We start from the raw sequence: 20618 nt of genomic DNA, 5'->3' as shown, positions 1-20618 counted from the left end.
GCCGGTTCGGGTCACATCTCGCACAGGATCACGATTCGGTCACGTAGACTCCGACGACGAGTCAGCGCCTTCCCGGGTCAACGGCGAGCGGGCGGCCGTGTGTGCGAGACCGAGTGCGAATCCCGAGGGGTGCCGTCCATGCTGAGCGACCGTGAACGCAGCCAGTTCAGCCTCATCGAGCAGAGTCTCCTCGCGGCGGACCCGCTCTTCGTGTCCCGGTGCAGCGCGCTGGGCAGGCGGCTGCGGCGCGGTGTCCCGGTCCGGCGCTCCGCGCGCAGCATGCACGCCGCAGGCGCCATCCCGACCGTGCTCCTGGCGGGCGGACTGGTGCTGCTCGTCGTGGGCGGGGCGGCCGCGGCGGTGCCGATCGTCGTCACCGGGATCCTGATGGCCATGGCCGCGCTCGGCCTCGCCCTCACCACCCCGCAGCGCACCCGCCCCGACACCGCTTAGACCAGGTGCTCCAGCAGGAGGCGGTTCGCCGCCTCCGCGCTCTCGAACGTCGCCACGTGCCCGCCCGGCACGATCTCCAGCCGCGCGCCCGGGATGCCGTCGGCCAGCGTGCGCGCGTGCGGGTCGACCGGCGTGGCGAGGTCGTCCGCGCCGCCCAGGACGAGCGTGGGCGCCTGGATCGCCGACAGCCGCTCCCGGTGGTCCCACTCCACGATGGCCTCGCAGGAGGCCGCGTAGCCCGCGTCCGAGATGCCCGCGATCCAGCCGACGGCGGTCTTCAGCACATCCGGGTGCTCGGCGGACCACTCCGGGGTGAACCAGCGCGCGGCCACCGGTTCCGCGATCGCGCCGGTGCCCTGCTCGCGCACCGTCTCGATCCGCTGCAGCCAGGGGGTCTTGTCCGGGAAGTACGCGGTGGTGCAGCACAGCGCCAGGGCCGAGATCCGCTCCGGGTGCTCGGCGGCCAGGTACATCCCGACCATGCCGCCGAGCGACAGCCCCGCCCAGGAGACGCGGTCGAGCCCCAGCGAGTCCAGGGTCGCGAGCGCGGCGTCGGCGAGCCCGGCCATCGAGTACGGCCCGGCGGGGACGGGCGAGCCACCGTGGCCCAGGTTGTCCAGCCGGACCACGCGGAACCGGGCGGCCAGGGCCGAGACGTTCGGCTCCCACATGGCGAGGGTGCTGCCCAGCGAACCGAGCAGGACCAGCGGCGGGGCGTCGTCGGGGCCGTCGATCCGGGAGTGCAGCAGGTCGCTCATGGCCCCGATCCTGTCAAAGCCGCGCGCTCGGCGTCGGTCGCGGGCTCGGTGGCGACGAGCTCGTCGGACACCTCCAGTGGCCAGCCCGTCTCCGCACGGACCTGTTCGACCGTCACCCCGGGGTGCAGGTCGGTGAGGACGAGCTCGGCGGTGGCCGGGTCCGGCCGCAGCACCCCCAGGTCCGTCACGACGGCGACTGGACCGGTCCCGAACAGCCCCACCCGAGCCCGGTCCAGCGGCCCGGAGAGCCCGCCCGCCGCCGTCACGAAGTCGACGCGTTCCACGAAGGACCGCAGCCGGTGCGGCAGCAGCACGACGAGCGCCGCGCCCGCCGCGAGCTCGGGCAGGATCCCGGCGCCGGTGAGCCGCTCGGTGGGTTCGTCGTACTCGCCCAGGACGCTGGTGTTGAGGTTGCCGTAGGCGTCCACCTGCGCGGCGGTGACGAGCCCGACCTCGACCCGGCGCAGCCCGTGCCGCAGGAACCCGGGTGTGCGCGGGTCCAGCAGCTCGAGGGAGGGCGCGTGGGTCGCCCGGGCCAGCAGCGCGGCGGCGGTCGGCGCGCCGGGATCGCTCACGCAGATCCCGCCGCGGAGCAGGCGGGCGGCGGCCAGCAGCATCATCGGAGAGGTCCCGGCGGTCACGCCCGCACCTCCGCCAGCCACGCCGCGAAGTCCGCGGGCACAGGCGACTCGGGCACCTCCGCGACCAGCAGCCCGGCCACCCCCGGCAGCTCGGTGCGGGGCAGCTCCTCGACCGTCTCGGACACGGTGACCAGGGCCCGGCGCGCCGCGTACACCGCGTCCCGCCCGACCCCGACCAGCCCGTCGACGTTGCCCGCCCGGTCGGCCCGTCGCGCGTGCACGATCGCGACGTCCGGCGCGATCGCGGGCACCGCCGCGAGATCCTCGCCGGTGAACGGGCAGCGCACGGTCGCGACCCGGGTGACCGTCGCGAGGTCGGTGCCGACGTACCCGCGCAGGACGCCGAACGGCAATCCGGCCGCGCCTGCGTCGTACGCGGTGGCGAGGCCGGTGGCGGTGTGGTCCTCCCGCTCGACGTCCGCCGCGGCGATCCGCGGCAGCACGGCCCCGTCCGGCCCGGCGACCGCCGAGGTCACCAGCCGCGCGACGCAGCCGGCCCCCACCAGCAGGTCACCGGAGATCCCCGGGTTCAGCGCGACGAGAGTGAGGTCCCGCACCCGGCGGCGGGCGAGGACCGTGGCAACTGCGACCGGCGCGCCCTCCCAGGCGACCTCGGACCCGTTCCGCACCAGCGCGTCGAGGGCGTCGGCCAGCGCCGAGATCGTGGCCATGGGCGGGACGGTAGTGGTCGAGGAGCGCACCCGCACGTTCCCGACCCGGGACCGCCCCGTCACGACGAGGTACGGGTCAGGGCGAAGTCGAGGTTCGCGGTGCCGACCCGGGACCGTCCGCAGGTGAGAGGGCTGCGCCGGACGTCACCAAGCCGGCTGGAGCAGTACCACCGCGCGGGTCGGGTGATGCTCGGCGGTGAGCCGGTCACCGACCTCGGCCAGGCGGCACCGAAGGACTCCCGGATCAGTTCGCCGCGGCGTGATCGTGAGGGAGGGCCCTGTCGCGATCCTTCTGGAGTCGGGCTCGCCGTGCTCGGCTGGGCGGCCCGCCGTCCCGACCTCCCGGGAGCGGACTCTCGACCGCGCCGAGGCGATCATCAGAAATGGTGAGCCTCCGTAACGGGACGAATCGAGCCGCCGATCCTGGGGCGTGACGCAGCCGCCCCAGCAACAGCCGTACGGGACTCAGCAGATCGGCGCGTACGGCCCGACCGCCGGGTTCCCGTACCAGGGTGCACCGGGGTACGGCACCGGCATACCGCAGCAGCGGCAGCCCGAGCCGCCCCGGCGGAAGCGGTGGTGGATTCCGGTCGTCGCCGTCCTGGCCGTGATCGCCGTTGTGACCGTCCTCGCCGTCCTCACCACGAGCGGGGACTCGACCACGGTTGCTGCCCCGGCGAGTGCGCCAGCAGTCGGGGAGGCCGGCTACCTCCAGACCGTCCGGGCCGTTGCCCCCGAGCTGTCGAAGTTCGACGACCCGACGCTGGCGACGATCGGCCGGGCGGTGTGCAGCCAGCCGTCTTCCCAGAGCCGACAGCTGCTGATCACGGACATGGCGTCCTACCGCAGCATCAGCACCGGAGCGGCTGGAACCATCGTGACGGCGGCGGTGCAGTACTTCTGCCCATCCCGTACCTGGGCGTCGCAGACCGGGGTGGTGACGACCGCTGCACCGACCACGACCGCGGTGGTCGCGTCCGGCCCCGCGAAGGCGATCACCGCGCGGGAGTGGCTGCTCATCGCGAAGGACCCGGACGCGCACCAGGGCGAGCGGGTCATCGTCTACGGCGAGGTCAGGCAGTTCGACTCGGCGACTGGCCCGTCCGGGTTCCGGGCGAACGTCGATGGTGTGGTGCACCCGGTGAAGTACGGCTACGCGAACTACGAGACGAACACCGTGCTCGGCGCAGGGACGGGGGTGTCACTGGCCGAGGTGGTGCAGGACGACCTCTTCAAGGCTGAGGTGACCGTGGTCGGTTCGTACTCCTACGACACGCAGATCGGCGGGAAGACCACGGTGCCGATGCTGCTGATCACGAACATCGAGGTCACCGGTTCGACGGCCGGCTGAGGCCGAGCGGGACCCCACTACCCCATGACCTGAAGAGCACGAAAGCAGGAGCTTCCCCATGTCGCAGCAGTCGCCGTTTCAGCCCTATGGGGGCCAGAACCCCTACGGCCAACAGCAGCCCGGCCCCTACCAGCAGCAGCCTCAGCCCCAGCAGTATGGCCAGCAGTGGGCGCCCCAGCAGCAGGCGCACCAGGAGTTCGGGTTCGCGCCGCAGCAGCGCCAACCGCACCCCACCAACGTGCCTGCCCAACTGCCGAAGCCGAAGCGGAGGAAGTGGCCGTGGATCGTGGGCGCGCTCGTCCTCGTGCCCGTCCTGTTCATGGGCGGGTGCATGGCCCTGCTCGGCGGCGCGGCCACCGCCATCGACAACGCCCGCACGGGCGGGACCACCGCGGTCGGTCAGACCCTCACGTACGCGTCCGGCCTCGGCATCTCCGCCTCGGTCCCGGCCCCGTGGAAAGCCGACAACGAGTTCGAGGTCGGCCGGAACGAGCAGGGCTATGAGTCGACTGTGACCGTCACGAACGGCACGAAGGACCCGGTCGGCGCCGCGCTGATCAGCATCACCGCCACCGTCGCCGGGGCACCAGCAGCCGAGGTCTACAGCCAGGCCTCGTTCGCGACCCAACAGATTGCCCCGGGCCAGTCCCTCGCGATCCCCTTCCACTTCAAGGTCCCGAAGGGCACGACGGGGGCGCTGCAGATCGCCGTCACGGACAGCTTCAACGAGCCCATGTTCTTCACCGGTCAGCTCCGCTGACCTCGCGCTGAGGTGGCCGAGCGGCCGAGGCAGTGCGGATCAGGGGGAACCCTAGTCCTCCCCCCGCATCCGCCACGCGTCGGTCACCAGCTCCTCGAGCCGCGCCACGGACACCTCGGGCAGCCGGACCAGGACGAACGCCAGCCCGTCGTAGCTCGGCGTGGTGAAGAACAGCGCGGGCTCGCCGAGCAGCAGCGCCTGCTTCTCGGCCTCGTCGCCCACGTAGAGCACGGCGACGTCGGTACGGAGGACCCGACGGCCGCTGCTGCGGTCCGGATAGGACCAGACGAAGCCCCGCCCCCCGACCCGGAAGTCGAACCCGTCGCTGTCGATCTCCACGACATCCGCGAGCGCCAGGGCGAGGCGCCGCACGTCGTCCGCGTCGGCCACGCGCGGAACGTTACCGGCGTGCGGTACTGGTCACGATCGGCGGCGACGCGGGCACCGACGGTGTCACGCTCGTGCCATGAGCAGCGCCATCACCCACTCGGCAGGCCCGGCGGCCGCCGCGGGCACCTTCCGGATCGGGGAGGGCCCGGAGGTCCGCCGGCTCGGCTTCGGCGCGATGCGGATCACCGGTCCCGGCGTCTGGGGCCCGCCCGCCGACCCGAAGGCGGCGGTGGAGGTGCTCCGCCGCGCCGTCGAGCTCGGCGTGGACCTGATCGACACCGCGGACTCCTACGGCCCGGGCACCTCCGAGGAGCTGATCCGCGAGGCACTGCACCCGTACGACGGGCTGACCGTCGCCACCAAGGCGGGCCAGCTCCGCCCGGGGCCGGGCAGGTGGACGCCCTGCGGGCGACCGGACTACCTGCGCCAGCAGTGCGAGCTGTCCCTGCGCAGGCTGGACGTCGAGCGGATCAACCTGTTCCAGCTGCACCGCGTGGACCCGACCGTGCCCGCCGCGGACCAGTTCGGCGTGCTCGCCGAGCTGCAGGCCGAGGGCAAGGTCGCGCACGTGGGGCTGTCCGAGGTCTCGGTCGAGACGATCGAGCAGGCCCGCGGGATCGTCGAGATCGCCACGGTGCAGAACCGCTACAACCTCGTCGACCGCGCGAGCGACGACGTGCTCCGCTACTGCACCGAGAACGGCATCGGCTTCCTGCCGTGGCGGCCGGTGGCGGACGGTACCGCGAGCGCCCCGGGCGTCGTCTCGGAGATCGCGTGGGCGCACGGGGTCAGCACGACCCAGGTCGCGCTCGCGTGGCTGCTGCAGCGCTCGTCGGTGATGCTGCCGATCCCGGGCACCTCGGACCTCGGCCACCTCGAGGACAACTGCCACGCCGCCGAGCTGGAGCTCACCCTCGCCGAGATCAGCTCGCTCGACGAGGTGCTGACGGCGCTCTGACCGGCTCGGTCCGCGCGCGCTCCGCGGTGCGGGTGATGTTGCGGACCATCCCGCCGAACACGATGCCGTGGAAGGGCGCCACCGACCACCAGTAGAGGTGGCCGCCGAGCCCGTGCGGCACGAAGACGGCGCGCTGGGTGTACCGCGACCCACTCGGGGCGGGTTCCACCCGCATCTCCAACCAGGCGAGCCCGGGGACCTTCATCTCCGCGCGCAGGCGGAGCAGGGTCCCCTCCTCGAGGGTCTCGACGCGCCACCAGTCCAGCGCGTCCCCCACGTGCAGCCGGTCCGGGTCGCGCCGCCCGCGCGCCAGCCCGACCCCGCCGACCAGCCGGTCCATCCACCCGCGCACCGACCAGGCCAGCGGGAACGAGTACCACCCGCGCTCGCCGCCGATCCCGGTCACGACCTTCCACAGGTCCGCCGCCGGCGCGGTGCACTGCTGCTCCCGGTCGTCGGTGTAGACCGTGCCGCCGGACCAGTCCGGGTCGCTCGGCAGCGGGTCCGAGGGCGCCCCGGCGACGGCCGCGCCGGACCAGTGGGTCTCGACCTCCCCGTCGGTGATCCGGGCCAGCGCCAGCTCGACGGCCCGCTCGTATCCCAGGCAGTCCCCCGGCACGTACTCCAGGATGTCGTTCTCGCGGCACACCACCTCGTGCACCAGCGATTCGATCAGCGGGGCGGCGATGCCCTTCGGCACCGGCGTCACCACGTTGACCCAGTGCGCCGACAGCCGCGGCGTCAGCACCGGCACGGCCACGACCCGCCGCCGCGGCAGCCGTGCGACGGCCGCGTAGCGCTGCATCATGTCCACATAGGTCAGAACGTCCGGACCGCCGATGTCGAAGGTGCGGTTGACCTCCGGGGGCAGCTCGGCGGCGGCGACGAGGTAGCGCAGTACGTCCCGCACGGCGATCGGCTGGATGCGGTTGCGCACCCAGCTCGGGGTGAGCATCACCGGCAGCCGCTCGGTGAGGTAGCGCAGCATCTCGAAGCTCGCCGAGCCGGAGCCGAGGATGACCGCCGCCTGCAGCGCCGCCGTCGGGACGCCGCTGCGGAGCAGGATCTCCCCCACCTCCGCGCGCGAGGCCAGGTGCTCCGACAGCGGCCCGTCCGGGTGCAGCCCGCCGAGGTAGACAATCCGCGTCACACCCGCCTCGCGGGCGGCCTCCGCGAGGATCAGCGCGGCCCTGCGGTCCAGGCCCGCGAACCCCTTGTCGGACAGGGAGTGCACCAGGAAGTAGACGACGTCGACGTCCCGGCAGGCCGCCCGCACGCTCTCCGGGTCGAGCAGGTCGCCCTGGACGATCTCCGCGTGCGCGGCCCACGGGACGTCCCGCAGCTTGCCCGGGTCGCGGACGAGGCAGCGCACCGTGTCGCCCTCGCCCTTGTCGACGAGGCGGGGGGCCAGTCGGCCGCCGATGTACCCGGTGGCGCCGGTGATCAGGTATCGCACCCCGCCGATCCTCCCGTCAGCGCGACCTTTCGGCACCTCGGCGGAACAGCCTCGACCACCAGGACGGCACCTTGATCCGACGGGCGACGTCCGGGTTGCCCTCGTGCGGGTCGACCGGGTCGATGGTGTGCGGCGGCGGTTCGTCGTCCCGGACCAGTGAGCGCACGGCCGCGCTGACCACCGCGAGGAGCGGCACCGCCAGCAGCGCCCCGGGGATCCCGCCGATGACGACGCCCCCGGCCACGGCCAGCACCACGGCGAGCGGGTGCAGCTTCACGGCCCGACCGAGCAGCAGCGGCTGCAGCACGTGTCCCTCGAGCTGCTGCACGCCGATGACGACGGCCAGGATGATCAACGCGGGGATCAGCCCGTTGGCGACCAGGGCGATCAGCACGGCGACCGCACCTGACACGACGGCGCCGACGGTGGGGATGAACGCACCCAGGAACACCAGCGCGGACAGCGGGATGACCAGCGGGACACCGACCGCCCAGAGCCCGATGCCGATGCCGATGGCGTCGACGAAGGCGACCAGCACCGTCGCCCGGGTGTACCCGACGAGCGTCGCGAACGCCCGCCGCCCCGCGACGTCCACCTCCTCCCGACGACGACGGGGCGCCGCCTTGAGCAGGAACCGCCAGATCCGCGCGCCGTCGTAGAGGAAGAAGATCAACGTGAAGACGGTCAGCGCGAGGCCCGCGCCGACCTCGGTGACGGTCGCGGCGGTGGTGAGCACCCCGGACGTCAGCGCGTCCTGGCTGTTCGTGATCGCCTGGCCGATCTGGGCGGGTAGGTCGCGCAGCTGCTCCGACGTCAGGTTGAACGGCGGCGCGGCCAGGAACTGCTGGATGGCCTGCAGGCTGGAGGTGAGCTGGCGCTGCAGGTCCGGGAAGCCGCCGATGAAGGTGTTGACGACGAACGACAGCAGGCCCCCGAGCAGCGCGAGCCCGCCGATCATGGTGATCGCCACCGCCACCCCGCGGGGCACCCGGTTGCGCGCCAGCAGCGCCACGACGGGCGCCAGCAGCGCGGAGACCAGCAGCGAGATCGCCACCGGCACCACGACCACCCGCAGCTGGATGATCAGGAACACCAGCAGGCCCAGGGCGGCGGCGATGATCAGCGCCCGCGCGCAGACCTCCGAGGTCACCCGCAGGGCCGTCGGGATGGCGGCCGCCGCCCGGGTCTCCCGGTCGGCCGCATGCACGACCGCGTCCCGGTCCGGCGGGGTGGGCGGGGGTGCCGCGTGGTGCGCGCCCTGCTCGGGCACGATCGGGGCCGCCGGATCCGGGGCGGCTCCGGCCTCGGGATCGTCGCTCACCCGGGCACGGTAGCCCCACCAGCCCCTCCCCGCCCGCACATCCCGCCACCCCCGCCCGCGAGTGAGACATCCCCGCCCGCGAGTCGGACATCCCCGCCTGCGAGTCGGACACCGCGGCGGTCGAGTCCCCTCGGCGAACGGGACAGCTCGGCGTCCGCGAACGGCCGAGGTGATCGCGCTGCTCCGTTGCGGTGAGCCGGCCGCGCGGAGGCCACCGAGACGGAGCAGTGCGATCACTCGTAGTCGAATGACACTCATGTAGTTGACCATCGCCTGAGGGTGCAGGTGCACGCCGGGGGGGCAGGTCGGTGACGATCGGTGACATCCGATGATCTTCTGTTGTTGCGGGCGACAGTAGTGAGCCCGTCGGCGCCGGCCCGCGCGGAACACGCCGAGGCGGGTCCATCGCCCCCGAAAGAGTGGGGACCGGGACGCCGTGACATGCCTGTGACCTGGGCGAGAGGGTCGGATCCTGCCGTCGGACAAGATCCGCTGCAGGGTGCTCGGGAGGGCGTCGGCGGGGGCCGCGCGCGGCCTCCTCCCGTTCGGGTGAGGAGTCGGTGCGACTGCATGTCGGATGGCCTCCGTCGGCGCCGGAACGCCTCCCGAGGCCTGGTCGACAGGTCACGGAGCGTCTCGAAAGTGTCGTGGCTGGCTGCGGAGAGCGACAACGCGCTCACGGCGGCACAGCTACACCACTCGAATGGCTTGACCTCGCCCGAATCCGCGTAACGGGGCCGCCGGACCCGTTTCCCCGAGCAGGTGACCCCGTTGTGGGTGGTGTGTGCGGCCGAACGGCCCTGTGCGGATAGGTCCGATGGCACCATCTCGCCGCACACGACGGACGAGAGACGGAGGTGCGGGGAGTGAGCGACAGGGAGCGAGCCCTCGACGGGGCGGCGGGTAGACGACGGAACAGCACGGTGAGAGTGCGTGGCGTCGAGGACACCGGGCCGTTCCCCGGGCGGCACGCGAGCCGCACCGAGATCGCGGCGGAGACGCCGATCTTCCACGCGCTGACGGTCGGCGGGTGGCGTAGCAGGCAGCACGAGCCGAGTGCCCGCGAGGGCCGTCGCGAGAACCCGCGTCCGCCCCGGCGGTCGGCGGAGGCGCTCGACGAGTTCCGTCGGGACCCGCTGACCGCGCCCATCCCGGTCCAGGCCTACAGCTCCCTCACCCCGGCCCTCACCCCGGCCCCCGCCCTACCCGCGAGCGCTCAGGCCGCGCCGCAGGCGACTCCGGCCGCCGCGTCGCGGACCACGCCGGAGTACTCCGGAGGGCCGTCGCACGCTCCGCTGTACGCGGCGCACGTGCCCGCGTACGCCCCCGCCGCACCGGCCTACACGTCGTTGACCGACACCGGACCGCAGGCGCTGGGCGAGCTGTCCTCGCACCAGGGCCGCCACCACCGCCGCGCCGTCGGCTCGGGGTCGGGGCACCACCACCTCTCGTTCTAGGGGGTCATGGTTTTCCCGGGGCTGGGGAGTCCCGGGGAAGGGTAAGGAAACGACCTGCGGCAGCTTCGGGTCGCGGGACGACGTCGATCGGCTGGGGAGTCGAGAGGCGTCGACCAGGGGCCGGTGGCCCGGGGTCCGGGGGAGTGACCGGACCGCGGAACCACCGGCCCTTCGTCGTACCCGCGACCCTCCGGACCCCCGCTCAGGGGCCGAGGAGCTCCTCGATGTGGGCCCCGGCGAACAGGCGGTCGGGATCGAGCCGGTCCCGCACCGCGCGGAAGTCGGCGAACCGCGGGTAGGCGACGGTGATGTCCGCGGCCGTCCAGTCGTGCCGCCCGGCCCAGTGCGGCCGCCCGCCCATCCCCTCGAGCACCGAGCCGACCAGCCGGAACAAGGGCCCGTGCCCGTCCCCCCGCGGGCTGCGCACGGCGATCCACCCGGTCTCCCGGCCGTACGCCGGATGCAGCCACCCGCTCTCCGCGGGCCCCACCCGCACCTCGACCGGCCGCCGGATCTCCAGCTCGCGGGCGGCCGCCGCCGAGCCGAGCTCGCGCAGCGCCGCGGGCAGCGCCTCCCGGGGGACGGCCCACTCCGTGTACGCGGCTCGGCTCGGGTCGGGACCCGGGAGCAGCTCGTAGGGCGCACCCGTCGGCACGCCCTCCCAGCGCGGCGTGGGCCGGGACCGCTGCGCCGACCACTGGGCCGACGCCGAGTGCCCCACCCGCGTGACGACGCGTCCGATCGCCTCCAGCGGGCCCGTCGCCTCCACCGCGGGCACCCGGTGCTCGGCGGGGCCCGCCCACCGCAGCAGCGCCTCCCCGCTGGGCTGGTGGAGCTCGAGGGTGGCCCAGGGACGGGTGTCGAGCGGCCCGCCGGGCGCGACCGCCTCGGCGATGTCGACTACCTCCTCGTGCGCGTCGATCCGCTCGGCGGGGACGGTCCGCAGCGCGACGACGGTGAGGACGCCGAGCACCCCGAGATGGCAGCGCAGCGCGTCCAGCTCGGCGTCGTCGGCGACGCGCAGGACCCCGTGGCCGTCCACGAACCGCGCCCCGACGACCTGCGCCGAGAGCGACCCGCCGCGCCGCGACCCGCCGTGGACACCCGTCGCGATCGCGCCGGCGACCGTCGCGGCGGGTCCGTGGGGGACGGTCGCCAGCGCGCGGCCCTGGGCGGCCAGTGCGGTGTGCACCTCGGCGAGCCGGGCGCCCGCCCGGACGCGCACCACGTCGTCCTTCAGCCCGACGATCCCGGTGAGCGCGGAGCAGTCGAGGTGGACGTCACCGGTCAGCGCGAGGGTGCTGTCCGAGTACCCGGCGCCGACCGGTCGCACGGTGAGGCCGCGCTCCGCCGCGCGCCGGACCGCCGACGCCACCCCGGCCTCGTCGAGGGGGCGGTCGGTGCGCTGGGGCCGGCACTGCTGCCCGCCCGACCAGTTCGTCCACATCCCCTCGACCCTATGGTCCCGGTCCGTCCGCCGCCGCCCGCGGTCCCGTGCACGTCTCGTGCGTCCAGCGCTGCCGGGAGAGCCCTCTGCGCACGGAAACGGTGATCATGCCGCGCTGACGGCACGAAACGTGCCGGGCCGGGCAGGGTCAGCGGGTGAACGGAACGGTGATCATGCCGCGCTGACGGCACGAAACGTGCCGGGCCGGGCAGGGTCAGCGGGTGAGGCGGGCCGCGACGGTGCGCAGGTCGGCTCTCGTGCGTTCGGCGTCCACCAGGACCGGCACCCGGTCCTCGAGCACCCGTTCGCCCGCCACCCACACGTCCTGGACCAGGCGTGACCCGCCGGCCCAGACCAGGTTGGACAGCAGTGTCGCGTCGTCCGCGGGGTTGACGAAGGCCTGGTCCTCCAGGTCGACGTGCACGAGGTCGGCCCAGCGGCCGGTCTCCAGGACGCCGAGGTCGGCGCGGTCGATCGCGGCGGCGCCGTCCCTGGTGGCCATCAGGATCACGTCCGCCGCCGTGAGGGCCGCCGCGTCGTCCTCCCGGACCCGGGCCAGGAGCGCGGCGAGCCGGGCCTGGTGCCAGAGGTCGAGATCGTCCCCCGATGCGGGGCCGTCGGTGCCCAGACCCACCCGCACGCCGGAGCGCCGCAGGTCCGAGACCCGCGCGACCCCGGCCGCGAGCTTAGCGTTCGAGCCGGGGCAGTGCGCCACCGCGACGCCCGCCCGCGCGAACAGCGCGACGTCGGCGTCCGAGAGCTGGATGGAGTGCGCGGCCAGCACCCGCCCGGACAGCGCGCCCAGCGAGTCCAGCAGCGCGGGCACCGACCCGTGCGCGGCGCGCACCGCGAGATCCTCCTGCCGCGACTCCGCGACGTGGACGTGCATCAACGCCCCCCGCTCCCGGGCGGCGGCGGCGATCGACCGCAGCGCCTCCGGGGACAGGGTGTACGCGGAGTGCGGGCCGTAGCCCAGCTCGAAGCGGTCGTGGGGACCGAAGACGAGGCCGTCGGCGTCGATGCGGGCGGAGACGTCGTCTCGCATCTCCTCCCAGGAGCCGAGCCGGTCCCAGCCGGGCGCGGCGATGATCCCCGGGGTCAGCACCACCCGCGACCCGACGGCGTCCACGGCGGACAGCACGGCGTCGGTGAAGAAGTACATCTCCACGCTGGTGGTGCAGCCGGTGCGCAACAGCTCGACCGCACCCGCGGTCATGGCGACCCGGACGTCCTCCGACTCCAGCCTGCCCTCGGCGGGCCACATGACGTCCTGCAGCCAGGACAGCAGCGGCAGGTCCCCGCCCATCCCGCGCAGCGGCGCCATCGGGGTGTGGCAGTGCGTGTTGACCAGACCGGGCATGAGCAGGCCGGACAGCGCCTGCACCGGCCCGTCCCACGCGGGCGCCCCCGCGCGGGGCCCCACGTAGCCCAGGCGACCCGAGCCGAGGACGTCCACGACCCCGTCCCGCACGACCGGGAACCCGTCTCCGCAGGTCAGGACGACGGGGGCGGTGAACCTCACCTGCGGGAGTCGAGCAGCGACCGCAACGACCGAAACGGCGGCAGCCACGCGCCCTCGTCCGGCAGCGTCTCCAGCGTCATCCGCGGCAGCGGCTCGCGGAACACCCCGTCCATGTCCTCGAGGTCGAGGAAGGAGATCGTCTCGGAGTTCAGCGCGAAGTTCGCGTACTCCCGGAAGCCGATCACCGTGACGTCGATGTGGTCGTCGATCAGCTTCTCGAGCGGCTCGCGGAACGCCCGCCCGTCCCCGGAGGCGACGACGACGTGGCGCAGGTGCCCCTCCTGCTCCCGCATCCGGATGTGGGCGAGCATGTCGTCATCGATGTCGCTGTCTTCGGAGATCTTGGGTTTGGCGAAGACGGCGAAGCCGACGTTCCGCAGCGCCTCGACCCACGGCCGGATCACGTCCGCCGAGGAGGGGGCCACGTTGGTGAACACACAGGCCTCGGCGACGGCGTCCGGACCGGCGAGGTCCAGCAGCCAGCGACCGACGGCGTCGAACCGCGGCCGGAACGCCGAGGTGGGCCGGGCGCCCAGCAGGGAGCCGAGGCTCATGTCCATGTTGGGCGCGTCCCACACGAGGAGTACGCGTGGCAGCGGGCCGGGCGACGTCACAACCGCGAACCCTATCCCGGACACTGGGGCGGTGAACGACCAGGAGACGGCGGACCGCGTCGGTGCGGCCATGACCGAACACGACCGGGCGATCCGGGACGCGGGGATCCGGTTGGTCGACATCGGCCCTGGCCGCGCGCGGACGGCGTTGACCGTGACCGCCGCCCACGTCAACGGGCACGGGATCGCCCACGGCGGCTACCTGTTCTTCCTCGCCGACGCGGCGTTCTCCTTCGCCTGCAACAGCCACGGGGTGTCCACCGTGGCCGCGGGCGGGGACATCGCCTTCCTGCGGGCGGCCCGGCTGGGCGACGAGCTCGTGGCCGAGGCCCGCGAGACCGCGCTGTCCGGACGGTCGGGGATCTACGACGTCACGGTGACCGCGTCGAGGGTCGGGTCCGCGGGCTCCCCCTCCTCGGGCGCCGAGGTCGTGGCCGAGTTCCGCGGCCGCTCCCGGGCCGTCCCGAACCTGCCGCCGCCCTACGCGGTGTAGCGCAGGTCCCGGATCTCCCGACCCTCGCGCACGGCCCGTTCCTCGAACTTGGTCAGCGGGCGGGAGTCCGGACGGGGGTACCAGGGATCGGACGCCGGGTCCCGGGTCAGCGCCGGGCTCGCCTCGCACACCGCGAGCATCTGGTCCGCGTAGTGCGCCCAGTCGGTGGCCAGGTGCAGCCATCCGCCGGGCCGCAGCCGGGAGGCCGCGAGCGCGACGAAGGCGGGCTGCACCAGCCGTCTCTTGTGGTGCCGACGCTTCGGCCAGGGGTCCGGGAAGAAGATCCGGATGCCCTCCAGCGACCGCTCCGGCACGGCTCGCTCGAGCAGGTCCACGGCATCCCCGCGCAGCAGCCGCAGGTTCTCCAGCTCCGCCGCGCGCAGCCGGATCAGCAGGTGCGCCAGGCCGGGCTCGTAGACCTCGACGGCGACGTGGTGGACCTCCGGCGCCGCGGCGGCCATGAGCGCGGTGGCCTCGCCGTTGCCGGAGCCGATCTCCAGGACCGTCGGACCCGGGATCTCGAGCCGGTCGACCGACTCGACGTCCGCGCCGAACCGTGGCCAGAGTGCGTCCCAGGCGTTCTGCTGGCCCTCGGTGAGCCGGACCCGCTGCGGGACGAACGACCGGATGCGGGTGTCAGGCCCCATCGTGGGAGACGGAGCTCGCGGAGCCGGCCGTCGACTCGGCGGGGAGCTGCACGTGGGCGGTCGCGCCGGGGAGCTTGCCGCGGACGTACCCGGCCGCGGTGAACCCCAGCGCCGTGACGACGGCGGCCGCGGAGGCCGGTCGCTTCGCCTTGACCTCGCGCAGCAGCGCCTTCGGCAGCACCGTCGCGACGTACTTGGACTCGGTGGACAGCGCGTCCCCCTGTCCGACCAGCTTGGACACGGCGGCCTTCGACAGCCCCTCCGCCCAGCTGCGGCGGCGCAGGTAGGACCAGTCGACGCGGTCGTCCGACACCCGGTGGTCGACGGCGGCGGCGGGCTCGAAGAGGATCCGCACCTCACGCCCGTCCGCCTTGTACGCCTGGCGGGCGCGGATGCAGAGCTCGGTCTCCTCGCAGCCCAGCGGGTTCCTGCCGATCCGGCCGATGTCCTCGGCGAACCCGCCGACCCGCTTGAACACCTCGGCGCGCAGGGACATGTTGCAGCCCATGAGGTTGCGGATCTCGGCCTGCTCGGTGGGCTGGCCGGTGTAGGTGCAGCCGACGATCCAGTCCAGCTCGCCGGTGGCGTCCCGGGTGGTCCCGCCGGGCAGCGTGGACGGGCGGCCGGAGTCGTGGATCGCGGTGCGCGAGACCGGCCAGCGCGGGTGCGCGATGCCGCCGACGCCGATGACGTCGGGATCGGCGTACGGGGTGAGCAGGGCGCGCAGCCAGCCGGGGCGGGCGGTCGCGTCGTCGTCCAGGAAGACGACGACCTCGCCGGTGGCGACCTCGATCGCGGTGTTCCGTGCACCGGACAGGCCCTGCTTGTGCGCGTTCGGCAGGACGGTGACGCCCGCGAGCTCGGCCCGGCAGCGCTCGTACAGCGCCTCGTTGTGGTCGACGACGACGATCGTCTCGACCGGCAGGACGTCCTGCGTCCGCACGGACTCCACGGCGGCGACGATGTCCGCCCAGCGCTTGTCCGTGTAGACGCACACCACCACCGTCGCGGTGACCGGGGGCTCGACGGTCGGCTCGAACAGGTTCACGGGGCGGGGGTCCCTCCTGGATGCGCCGAGGCGGGCTACTTCCGCTTGTCGGCGCGCCGGTGCTCCGACAGCAGCGTACGCAACACCCTCGTGCCGTCCGCGAAGGTCCTCAGGTTCGTCTCGCCGAACATGCGCTCCTTCTCGACCGACGGCACCTCGGTGATCTTGAGGCCCGCCGCGGCGATCCGGCAGTTGAGCACGGTCTCGATCTCGAACCCGTCGCCCCAGACCATGGTGCCGTCCTCGGGCTGCGGGATGCTCGGGTCCGGCAGCTCCAGCATCGGGACCAGGTCCGCCCAGAAGGCGTTGTAGCCGTAGCAGAGGTCGGTGTAGGTCGTGCCGAACAGCGCGTTGGCGACCGTGTTCAGCCCGGCGTTGCCGGTCTTGCGCAGCAGCGTGATGTCCTCGCTGCCGCCGCCCTTGGCGAACCGGCTGCCCTTGGCGAAGTCGGCGCCCGCGACCAGCGCCGAGACGAAGGCCGGGATCTCTCCGGGGTCGGCCGAGCCGTCCGCGTCGAACATGACGATGACGTCGCCGGTGGCCGCGGCGAACCCGCAGGCCATGGCGTTGCCCTTGCCCTTGCGGGTCTGGGTGATGCAGCGGACCCAGGGCAGCGTCCGGCGGGCCGTCTCGATCGTGCCGTCCGTGGAGTTGCCGTCCACGACGATGATCTCGTGCACCGCGGGGCGCACGGCCGCGATCAGCGGCAGCACGACCTCGAGGTTGCGTGCCTCGTTGCGGGTCGGCACCACCACGGTGACCGCGGGGTTGCCCGAGCGGCGCGGCGCGTGCCGCGGCCGGGGCCTGCGCTCCAGGTCCGGCGGCGGGGGCGGCGTGGGCCGCGTCCCGAGGCCCGGGACCGGCGGCATCGCGGCGGGCGGGCCCGGCCGGTAGCCGGCGGGCGGGGGGCCGTACGGCGCGGGCGGCGGGCCCTGTGGCGGGTACGGCTGCTGCCCGGGGCCGCCGGGCCGCGGGCCACGGTACGGCTGCGTGGTCGGTCCGGCCCCGTGGGGCGGGCCCGAACGGGCGGGCGTTACGGCGCTCACACAACCTCCACACAGACAGGTCCGCTGCACCGGATCAACGATCGGCCGCGACGGGGGCGACGAGTGAGGAGCGAACTCACCCGATCGGGGTCGCGGCCTGCGGGGAGCGTGACCGTTTCGTGATTCGATGCTCGTAGTCGTACGCATCCTGCACGGGCCTCCGGACGGCAGTCTCACCGGTATGTCCTCTCCGACCGGTCGTCCGCCCGCCGTCGACGAACGGGTGGCCGCCGTGGCCGCCGAGCTGCGCTGGCTCGGCGACCGGGTCGGCACCCTCTCGATGACCTTGAACGCGCTGGTCGGAGAGCTGCGTCCCGGAGCTGCGGACGCCGCCGCCGAGCGCTCGGCAGGAGCCGTCGGGGTGCCGGTCGGACCGTCCGTCGACCCCACACGACCGCCGGTCCCACCGCGCGTGTCGGACGCGCCCCCGACGCCGGCGGCATGGCCCGCGCCACCCGGCGGCCTCCCCCACGCCTTCCCGATCGGCCCGCGCAGGCCCACCTGGGTGGACCGGCTCCGCACGGTGTCGAGCGCGGCCCTGCTGGCGACGATCGGCGGTGCGGTGACGCTGCTCGGCGTCGTGCTGCTGCTCGTGCTCGCCGCCTCGCGCGGCTGGTTCGGACCCGAGGCGCGGGTCGCCGCGGGCGCGGCGCTCGGGATCGTGCTCGTCGGGCTGGGGGCGTGGCTGCGCCGCCGCGACCAGCAGGTGGGCGCGCAGGCGTTGGCGGCCACCGGGTTCGCCGCGCTGTTCCTGTCCGTCGCGGCGGGCACCGCCCTCTACGCCCTGCTGCCGGACCTGCTCGGCGGCGTTCTCGCCCTGGTCGTCGCCTGCGCCGCGCTCGCCGTCGCGGACCGGTGGGGGTCGCAGCCGCTGGCCGTCGGGGCGGTGGTCGGCGCGGGTCTGCTCACCCCCGTCGTCGCCGACGGCCCGACGGCGTTCGCCGCGGCCCTCGTCCTCGCCCTGCAGCTCGCGGTGGTGCCCGTCCTGCTCCGCCGGGGCTGGGCCGCGCCGGGGGTGGTCGCCGCGGTGTGGGCGGCGTTGTTCGGTGCGGGGGCGGCCGCGAACTCGGCCGAGGCGTGGCCGGAGCTCCTCGCCGTCGGCCTCGCGGCGCTGGTCGTCGGCTCGGCGGCCGCGCTGGGGGCGTCGTTCGGCCGGGTCCGGGTGGCCCCGGTCGCCGCGATCCTGGCCGGTGCCCCGCTGCCCGCGCTCGCCGTGGCCGGGGGCGAGGACCTCGTATGGCCCGCCCTGGCCGCGGCCGTGGTCACGGCCGGGTTCGCCGGGTGGCGTCGGCTCGCGGGCGGGGTCCGGGCCACCGCGGTCGCGCTGGCGGGGCTGAGCCTGCTGGTCGCGACCGTCACCGCGCTGGACGGCACGGCCCAGCACCTGGTGCTGCTCGGCGAGGGGGTCGTCCTGCTCACCGCCGCCGCGGGCCTGCGGAACCGGCCGCTGCTCGCCGTCGGGGGCGCGATCGGGCTGGTCGGGCTGATCGCCGTGCTGGCCGACGAGCTGCCCGTCGAGGCGCTGGTCCGGGCCGGTCGCTTCGCCGACCTGCCCGCCGGGCTCGCGGCGGGCGTACTGCTGCTGGCCGCCGCCGTCGCCGCGCTGGTCGGTGCGGGGCGGGTCGGCCTGGTCCGCGCCGACGCGGGCACCGCGCTGATCTGGGCGCCGCTCGCCCTGGTCGCGCTCTACGGCGCGACCGGCACCGTCGTGGCCGCGGCCCTGCTCGTCTCGGACACCCGGACCGGGTTCCTCGCGGGCCATGCCCTGGTCACCGTCTCCTGGACGGTCGCGGCGCTGGTGCTGCTCGCCCGCGGGCTGGCCCGCCCCGCGCTACGGGTGGCGGGCCTGGTGCTGGTGGCGGCCGCCGTCGGCAAGCTCGTGCTCTTCGACCTGGTGGCGCTGGACGGGCTCGCCCGGGTCGGGGCGTTCCTGGGCGCCGGGCTGGTGCTGCTCGCGGCGGGCAGCCGGTACGCCCGGCTCGTCGCGCGCCGCGAACGGGCCCACTAGGCCCGGAGTGGCGGTCGCGGCCCAGCGCAGTCCGGTGCCCGCGTCGACGTCCCGGGCCTGGAAGGCGCCCCGGCCCGCGGCCGTGGTCGCGACGACCGTGGCGAGCCCGCGGCGCCGCTGCAGCACCGACTGGCGCACGGTCCAGCCGATCACCCCGTCCCGGTGCAGGGCGACGGTGCTGCGCCGCAGCGAGCCCGCCCGGACGACGAGGTACTCCCCCGCCTGCCCGTGGCCCAGCCCCCGGTAGGTGTCCAGGGCCCAGAGCACCCCGACCGGCACCCCGAGGACGAGCACTCCGATCCCGGCGAGCAGCAGCGCGTCGATCCCGGTGAGCACGCCGACCACGACCAGGACCGCCGCGGGCCCGACGGCGGCGAGCGCCCCCCGTCGCAGCCTGCGGTCGCGCGCGGCCCGCGGATGGCCGGTCAGCGGGGCGGCGGTGGGCGCCGGGGACTGGCCCAGCACCACGGCCGCGACGCGCTCGGCGAGCCTGCGCGGGGCCGTCGGCAACAGGGTGCGGTGCTCGGTGCTCTCGGTGCCGCCGACCAGCAGGCCCGTCGCGACGGCGTCCACCCGGGCGGCCCCGGACAGCCGCACCCCCAGCGGTTCGACCAGCTCGATCCCGACCAGCCTGCGCTCCTCCAGCGAGATCGACCGGGTGACGAGCCCGCCGCGGCGGACCCGCAGCACGTCCCCGGGCTCGCGGTCGAGCCGGAAACCACTCCAGGTCTCGACGTAGAGCAGCACCGCGACCAGCGCGCCCACCGGCAGGACCGCCACCGCGGCGACCCACACCGGCGGGTCCAGCAGCCCGACGAGCACGGCGGTCAGGCCGAGCCCGAGGACGGGGGTGGCGAGCGACAGCGGGCCGTAGCGCAGCCACCGGGGGTCCAGCTCGGCGATCCGGCCGTCCGCCGGGCCGGCGGGCGGCCCACCCGCGGACCGCATCCGGTCGAGCAGCAGCGTGCGCAGCCGCTCGGCGTCCATCCGGTCAACCGGACGCAGGGCGAGAGTGGCCTCGCCGCGGCCGCGCTGCTGCCCGGTGCCGATCCGCAGCGCCACCAGCCCGAACGCCCGCAGTACCGGGCCCGCGGTCACGTCGACGGCACGGGCGCGCTCCAGCGGCATGCTCCGCCTGCGCTGCACCAGCACGCCGGTCCGCAGCTCCACGCGGTCCGCGGTGACCCGGTACGCACAGCAGCGCCAGCGCGCCCACGAGACCAGCACCGTGACCGTGACCAGGGCGATCGCCGCGGCGAGGGTCCCCAGCGCGGCGGTGCCCGCGGCCGCGGGCTCCCGCGCCGCGACCGTCACGACGGCCGCGGCGCCCGCGACCGCGACGGTCACCGTGGCCAGTACCGCCGACACGGGCACCGTCCGGGGGTCCAGCGGCGTCCAGGCCGCGGGATCGACGGCCGCCTCGAGCTCCACCGCCGCCACCCCCTCACGCCTGCCCCGGTCCGACCCACCACTCTGACGCACCGGCCGCCGCGGGGCGAGTCTCGGGTCGCACGATCCCGACGCTCGGGTGGTCCGGGGATCACCCGGAGGCGTGCGGGGTCGGCGCGGCGTGACCG

General features: G+C 74.6%; 19 protein-coding genes and 1 pseudogene. 7 read left to right on the top strand and 13 right to left on the bottom strand.

All coding sequences use genetic code 11. The annotated features are described in order from the left end of the window. The first annotated feature begins 138 nt into the window (after window positions 1-138). Window positions 139-453 carry a DUF3040 domain-containing protein gene (locus tag ABD993_RS08125; RefSeq protein ID WP_345414317.1) on the top strand — a complete coding sequence of 105 codons (315 nt, stop codon included), beginning with the start codon at window positions 139-141 and terminating at the stop codon, window positions 451-453. Here ABD993_RS08125 and pcaD read toward each other — a convergent pair. From pcaD to ABD993_RS08110, 3 genes are read right to left on the bottom strand one after another with little or no spacing between them, the layout of a single operon-like run. After that, window positions 450-1211: a 3-oxoadipate enol-lactonase gene (gene pcaD, locus ABD993_RS08120; protein WP_345414316.1), complete on the bottom strand. Its 762-nt coding sequence runs from the start codon at window positions 1209-1211 to the stop codon at window positions 450-452. The two genes, ABD993_RS08125 and pcaD, sit on opposite strands and share 4 nt — an antisense overlap. After that, window positions 1208-1852, bottom strand: a complete 645-nt coding sequence (locus tag ABD993_RS08115; protein ID WP_345414314.1) for a CoA-transferase — start codon at window positions 1850-1852, stop codon at window positions 1208-1210. The genes pcaD and ABD993_RS08115 overlap by 4 nt, the downstream gene beginning before the upstream one ends. Further along, entirely contained in the window at window positions 1849-2523 is a 675-nt protein-coding gene (locus ABD993_RS08110) for a CoA transferase subunit A (protein WP_345414312.1), read from the bottom strand. The genes ABD993_RS08115 and ABD993_RS08110 overlap by 4 nt, the downstream gene beginning before the upstream one ends. A 430-nt stretch (window positions 2524-2953) precedes the next feature. Here ABD993_RS08110 and ABD993_RS08105 point away from each other — a divergent pair, with 430 nt between their 5' ends. Together ABD993_RS08105 and ABD993_RS08100 are read left to right on the top strand one after the other, a co-directional pair. Further along, entirely contained in the window at window positions 2954-3874 is a 921-nt protein-coding gene (locus tag ABD993_RS08105; protein ID WP_345414310.1) for a DUF732 domain-containing protein, read from the top strand. 58 nt (window positions 3875-3932) lie between these two features. Beyond that, window positions 3933-4634: a hypothetical protein gene (locus ABD993_RS08100; protein ID WP_345414308.1), complete on the top strand. Its 702-nt coding sequence runs from the start codon at window positions 3933-3935 to the stop codon at window positions 4632-4634. A 51-nt stretch (window positions 4635-4685) separates the two neighbouring features. On the opposite strand, the gene ABD993_RS08095 is transcribed toward ABD993_RS08100, so the two are convergent. Beyond that, window positions 4686-5024, bottom strand: coding sequence for an MmcQ/YjbR family DNA-binding protein (locus ABD993_RS08095; RefSeq protein WP_345414306.1), 339 nt, complete (start codon window positions 5022-5024; stop codon window positions 4686-4688). Between the two features lie 76 nt (window positions 5025-5100). Between ABD993_RS08095 and ABD993_RS08090 the strand changes: the two genes are divergently transcribed. Continuing rightward, entirely contained in the window at window positions 5101-5982 is an 882-nt protein-coding gene (locus ABD993_RS08090) for an aldo/keto reductase (RefSeq protein WP_345414304.1), read from the top strand. Here the strand turns inward: ABD993_RS08090 and ABD993_RS08085 are convergent. Together ABD993_RS08085 and ABD993_RS08080 are read right to left on the bottom strand one after the other, a co-directional pair. After that, window positions 5948-7438 (bottom strand): SDR family oxidoreductase, encoded by a 1491-nt coding sequence (locus tag ABD993_RS08085; RefSeq protein WP_345414302.1) that lies wholly within the window; start codon window positions 7436-7438, stop codon window positions 5948-5950. The two genes, ABD993_RS08090 and ABD993_RS08085, sit on opposite strands and share 35 nt — an antisense overlap. A gap of 16 nt (window positions 7439-7454) precedes the next feature. After that, window positions 7455-8759 carry an AI-2E family transporter gene (locus ABD993_RS08080; RefSeq protein WP_345414300.1) on the bottom strand — a complete coding sequence of 435 codons (1305 nt, stop codon included), beginning with the start codon at window positions 8757-8759 and terminating at the stop codon, window positions 7455-7457. Window positions 8760-9682: 923 nt separating this feature from the next. Between ABD993_RS08080 and ABD993_RS08075 the strand changes: the two genes are divergently transcribed. Further along, a complete protein-coding gene (locus ABD993_RS08075) occupies window positions 9683-10216 on the top strand; it encodes a hypothetical protein (RefSeq protein WP_345414298.1) in 534 nt (177 codons plus the stop codon). A gap of 202 nt (window positions 10217-10418) precedes the next feature. Here the strand turns inward: ABD993_RS08075 and ABD993_RS08070 are convergent, their stop codons facing one another. The 3 genes from ABD993_RS08070 to ABD993_RS08060 form a co-directional block, all read right to left on the bottom strand. Further along, on the bottom strand, window positions 10419-11663 hold the full coding sequence (locus tag ABD993_RS08070) for a D-arabinono-1,4-lactone oxidase (protein ID WP_345414296.1): 1245 nt from the start codon (window positions 11661-11663) through the stop codon (window positions 10419-10421). A 214-nt stretch (window positions 11664-11877) separates the two neighbouring features. After that, window positions 11878-13185 carry an amidohydrolase family protein gene (locus ABD993_RS08065; RefSeq protein WP_345414294.1) on the bottom strand — a complete coding sequence of 436 codons (1308 nt, stop codon included), beginning with the start codon at window positions 13183-13185 and terminating at the stop codon, window positions 11878-11880. Next, window positions 13182-13799 (bottom strand): NYN domain-containing protein, encoded by a 618-nt coding sequence (locus tag ABD993_RS08060; RefSeq protein ID WP_345414292.1) that lies wholly within the window; start codon window positions 13797-13799, stop codon window positions 13182-13184. The genes ABD993_RS08065 and ABD993_RS08060 overlap by 4 nt, the downstream gene beginning before the upstream one ends. 70 nt (window positions 13800-13869) lie before the next feature. Between ABD993_RS08060 and paaI the strand changes: the two genes are divergently transcribed. Beyond that, complete coding sequence (gene paaI, locus ABD993_RS08055) at window positions 13870-14292, top strand: hydroxyphenylacetyl-CoA thioesterase PaaI (protein WP_345414430.1); 423 nt, start codon at window positions 13870-13872, stop codon at window positions 14290-14292. Here the strand turns inward: paaI and trmB are convergent. From trmB to ABD993_RS08040, 3 genes are read right to left on the bottom strand one after another with little or no spacing between them, the layout of a single operon-like run. Continuing rightward, window positions 14280-14939 carry a tRNA (guanosine(46)-N7)-methyltransferase TrmB gene (gene trmB, locus ABD993_RS08050; RefSeq protein ID WP_345414290.1) on the bottom strand — a complete coding sequence of 220 codons (660 nt, stop codon included), beginning with the start codon at window positions 14937-14939 and terminating at the stop codon, window positions 14280-14282. The two genes, paaI and trmB, sit on opposite strands and share 13 nt — an antisense overlap. After that, window positions 14929-15987 (bottom strand): glycosyltransferase family 2 protein, encoded by a 1059-nt coding sequence (locus tag ABD993_RS08045; protein WP_345414288.1) that lies wholly within the window; start codon window positions 15985-15987, stop codon window positions 14929-14931. Before ABD993_RS08045 ends, trmB begins: the two co-directional genes overlap by 11 nt. A gap of 35 nt (window positions 15988-16022) precedes the next feature. Further along, a complete protein-coding gene (locus ABD993_RS08040; RefSeq protein ID WP_345414286.1) occupies window positions 16023-17033 on the bottom strand; it encodes a glycosyltransferase family 2 protein in 1011 nt (336 codons plus the stop codon). A gap of 127 nt (window positions 17034-17160) precedes the next feature. Between ABD993_RS08040 and ABD993_RS08035 the strand changes: the two are divergent. Next, window positions 17161-18951, top strand: a pseudogene (locus ABD993_RS08035) (DUF2339 domain-containing protein); the annotation flags it as partial. Here the strand turns inward: ABD993_RS08035 and ABD993_RS08030 are convergent. Beyond that, window positions 18865-20472, bottom strand: a complete 1608-nt coding sequence (locus ABD993_RS08030; protein WP_345414284.1) for a PH domain-containing protein — start codon at window positions 20470-20472, stop codon at window positions 18865-18867. The pseudogene ABD993_RS08035 and the gene ABD993_RS08030 sit on opposite strands and share 87 nt — an antisense overlap. Between the last annotated feature and the right edge of the window lie 146 nt (window positions 20473-20618).

The organism is Pseudonocardia xishanensis (assembly GCF_039541715.1).
In the GTDB taxonomy this organism is placed as follows: Bacteria; Actinomycetota; Actinomycetes; order Mycobacteriales; family Pseudonocardiaceae; genus Pseudonocardia; species Pseudonocardia xishanensis.
This window is presented reverse-complemented; position numbering and strand designations above follow the sequence as displayed.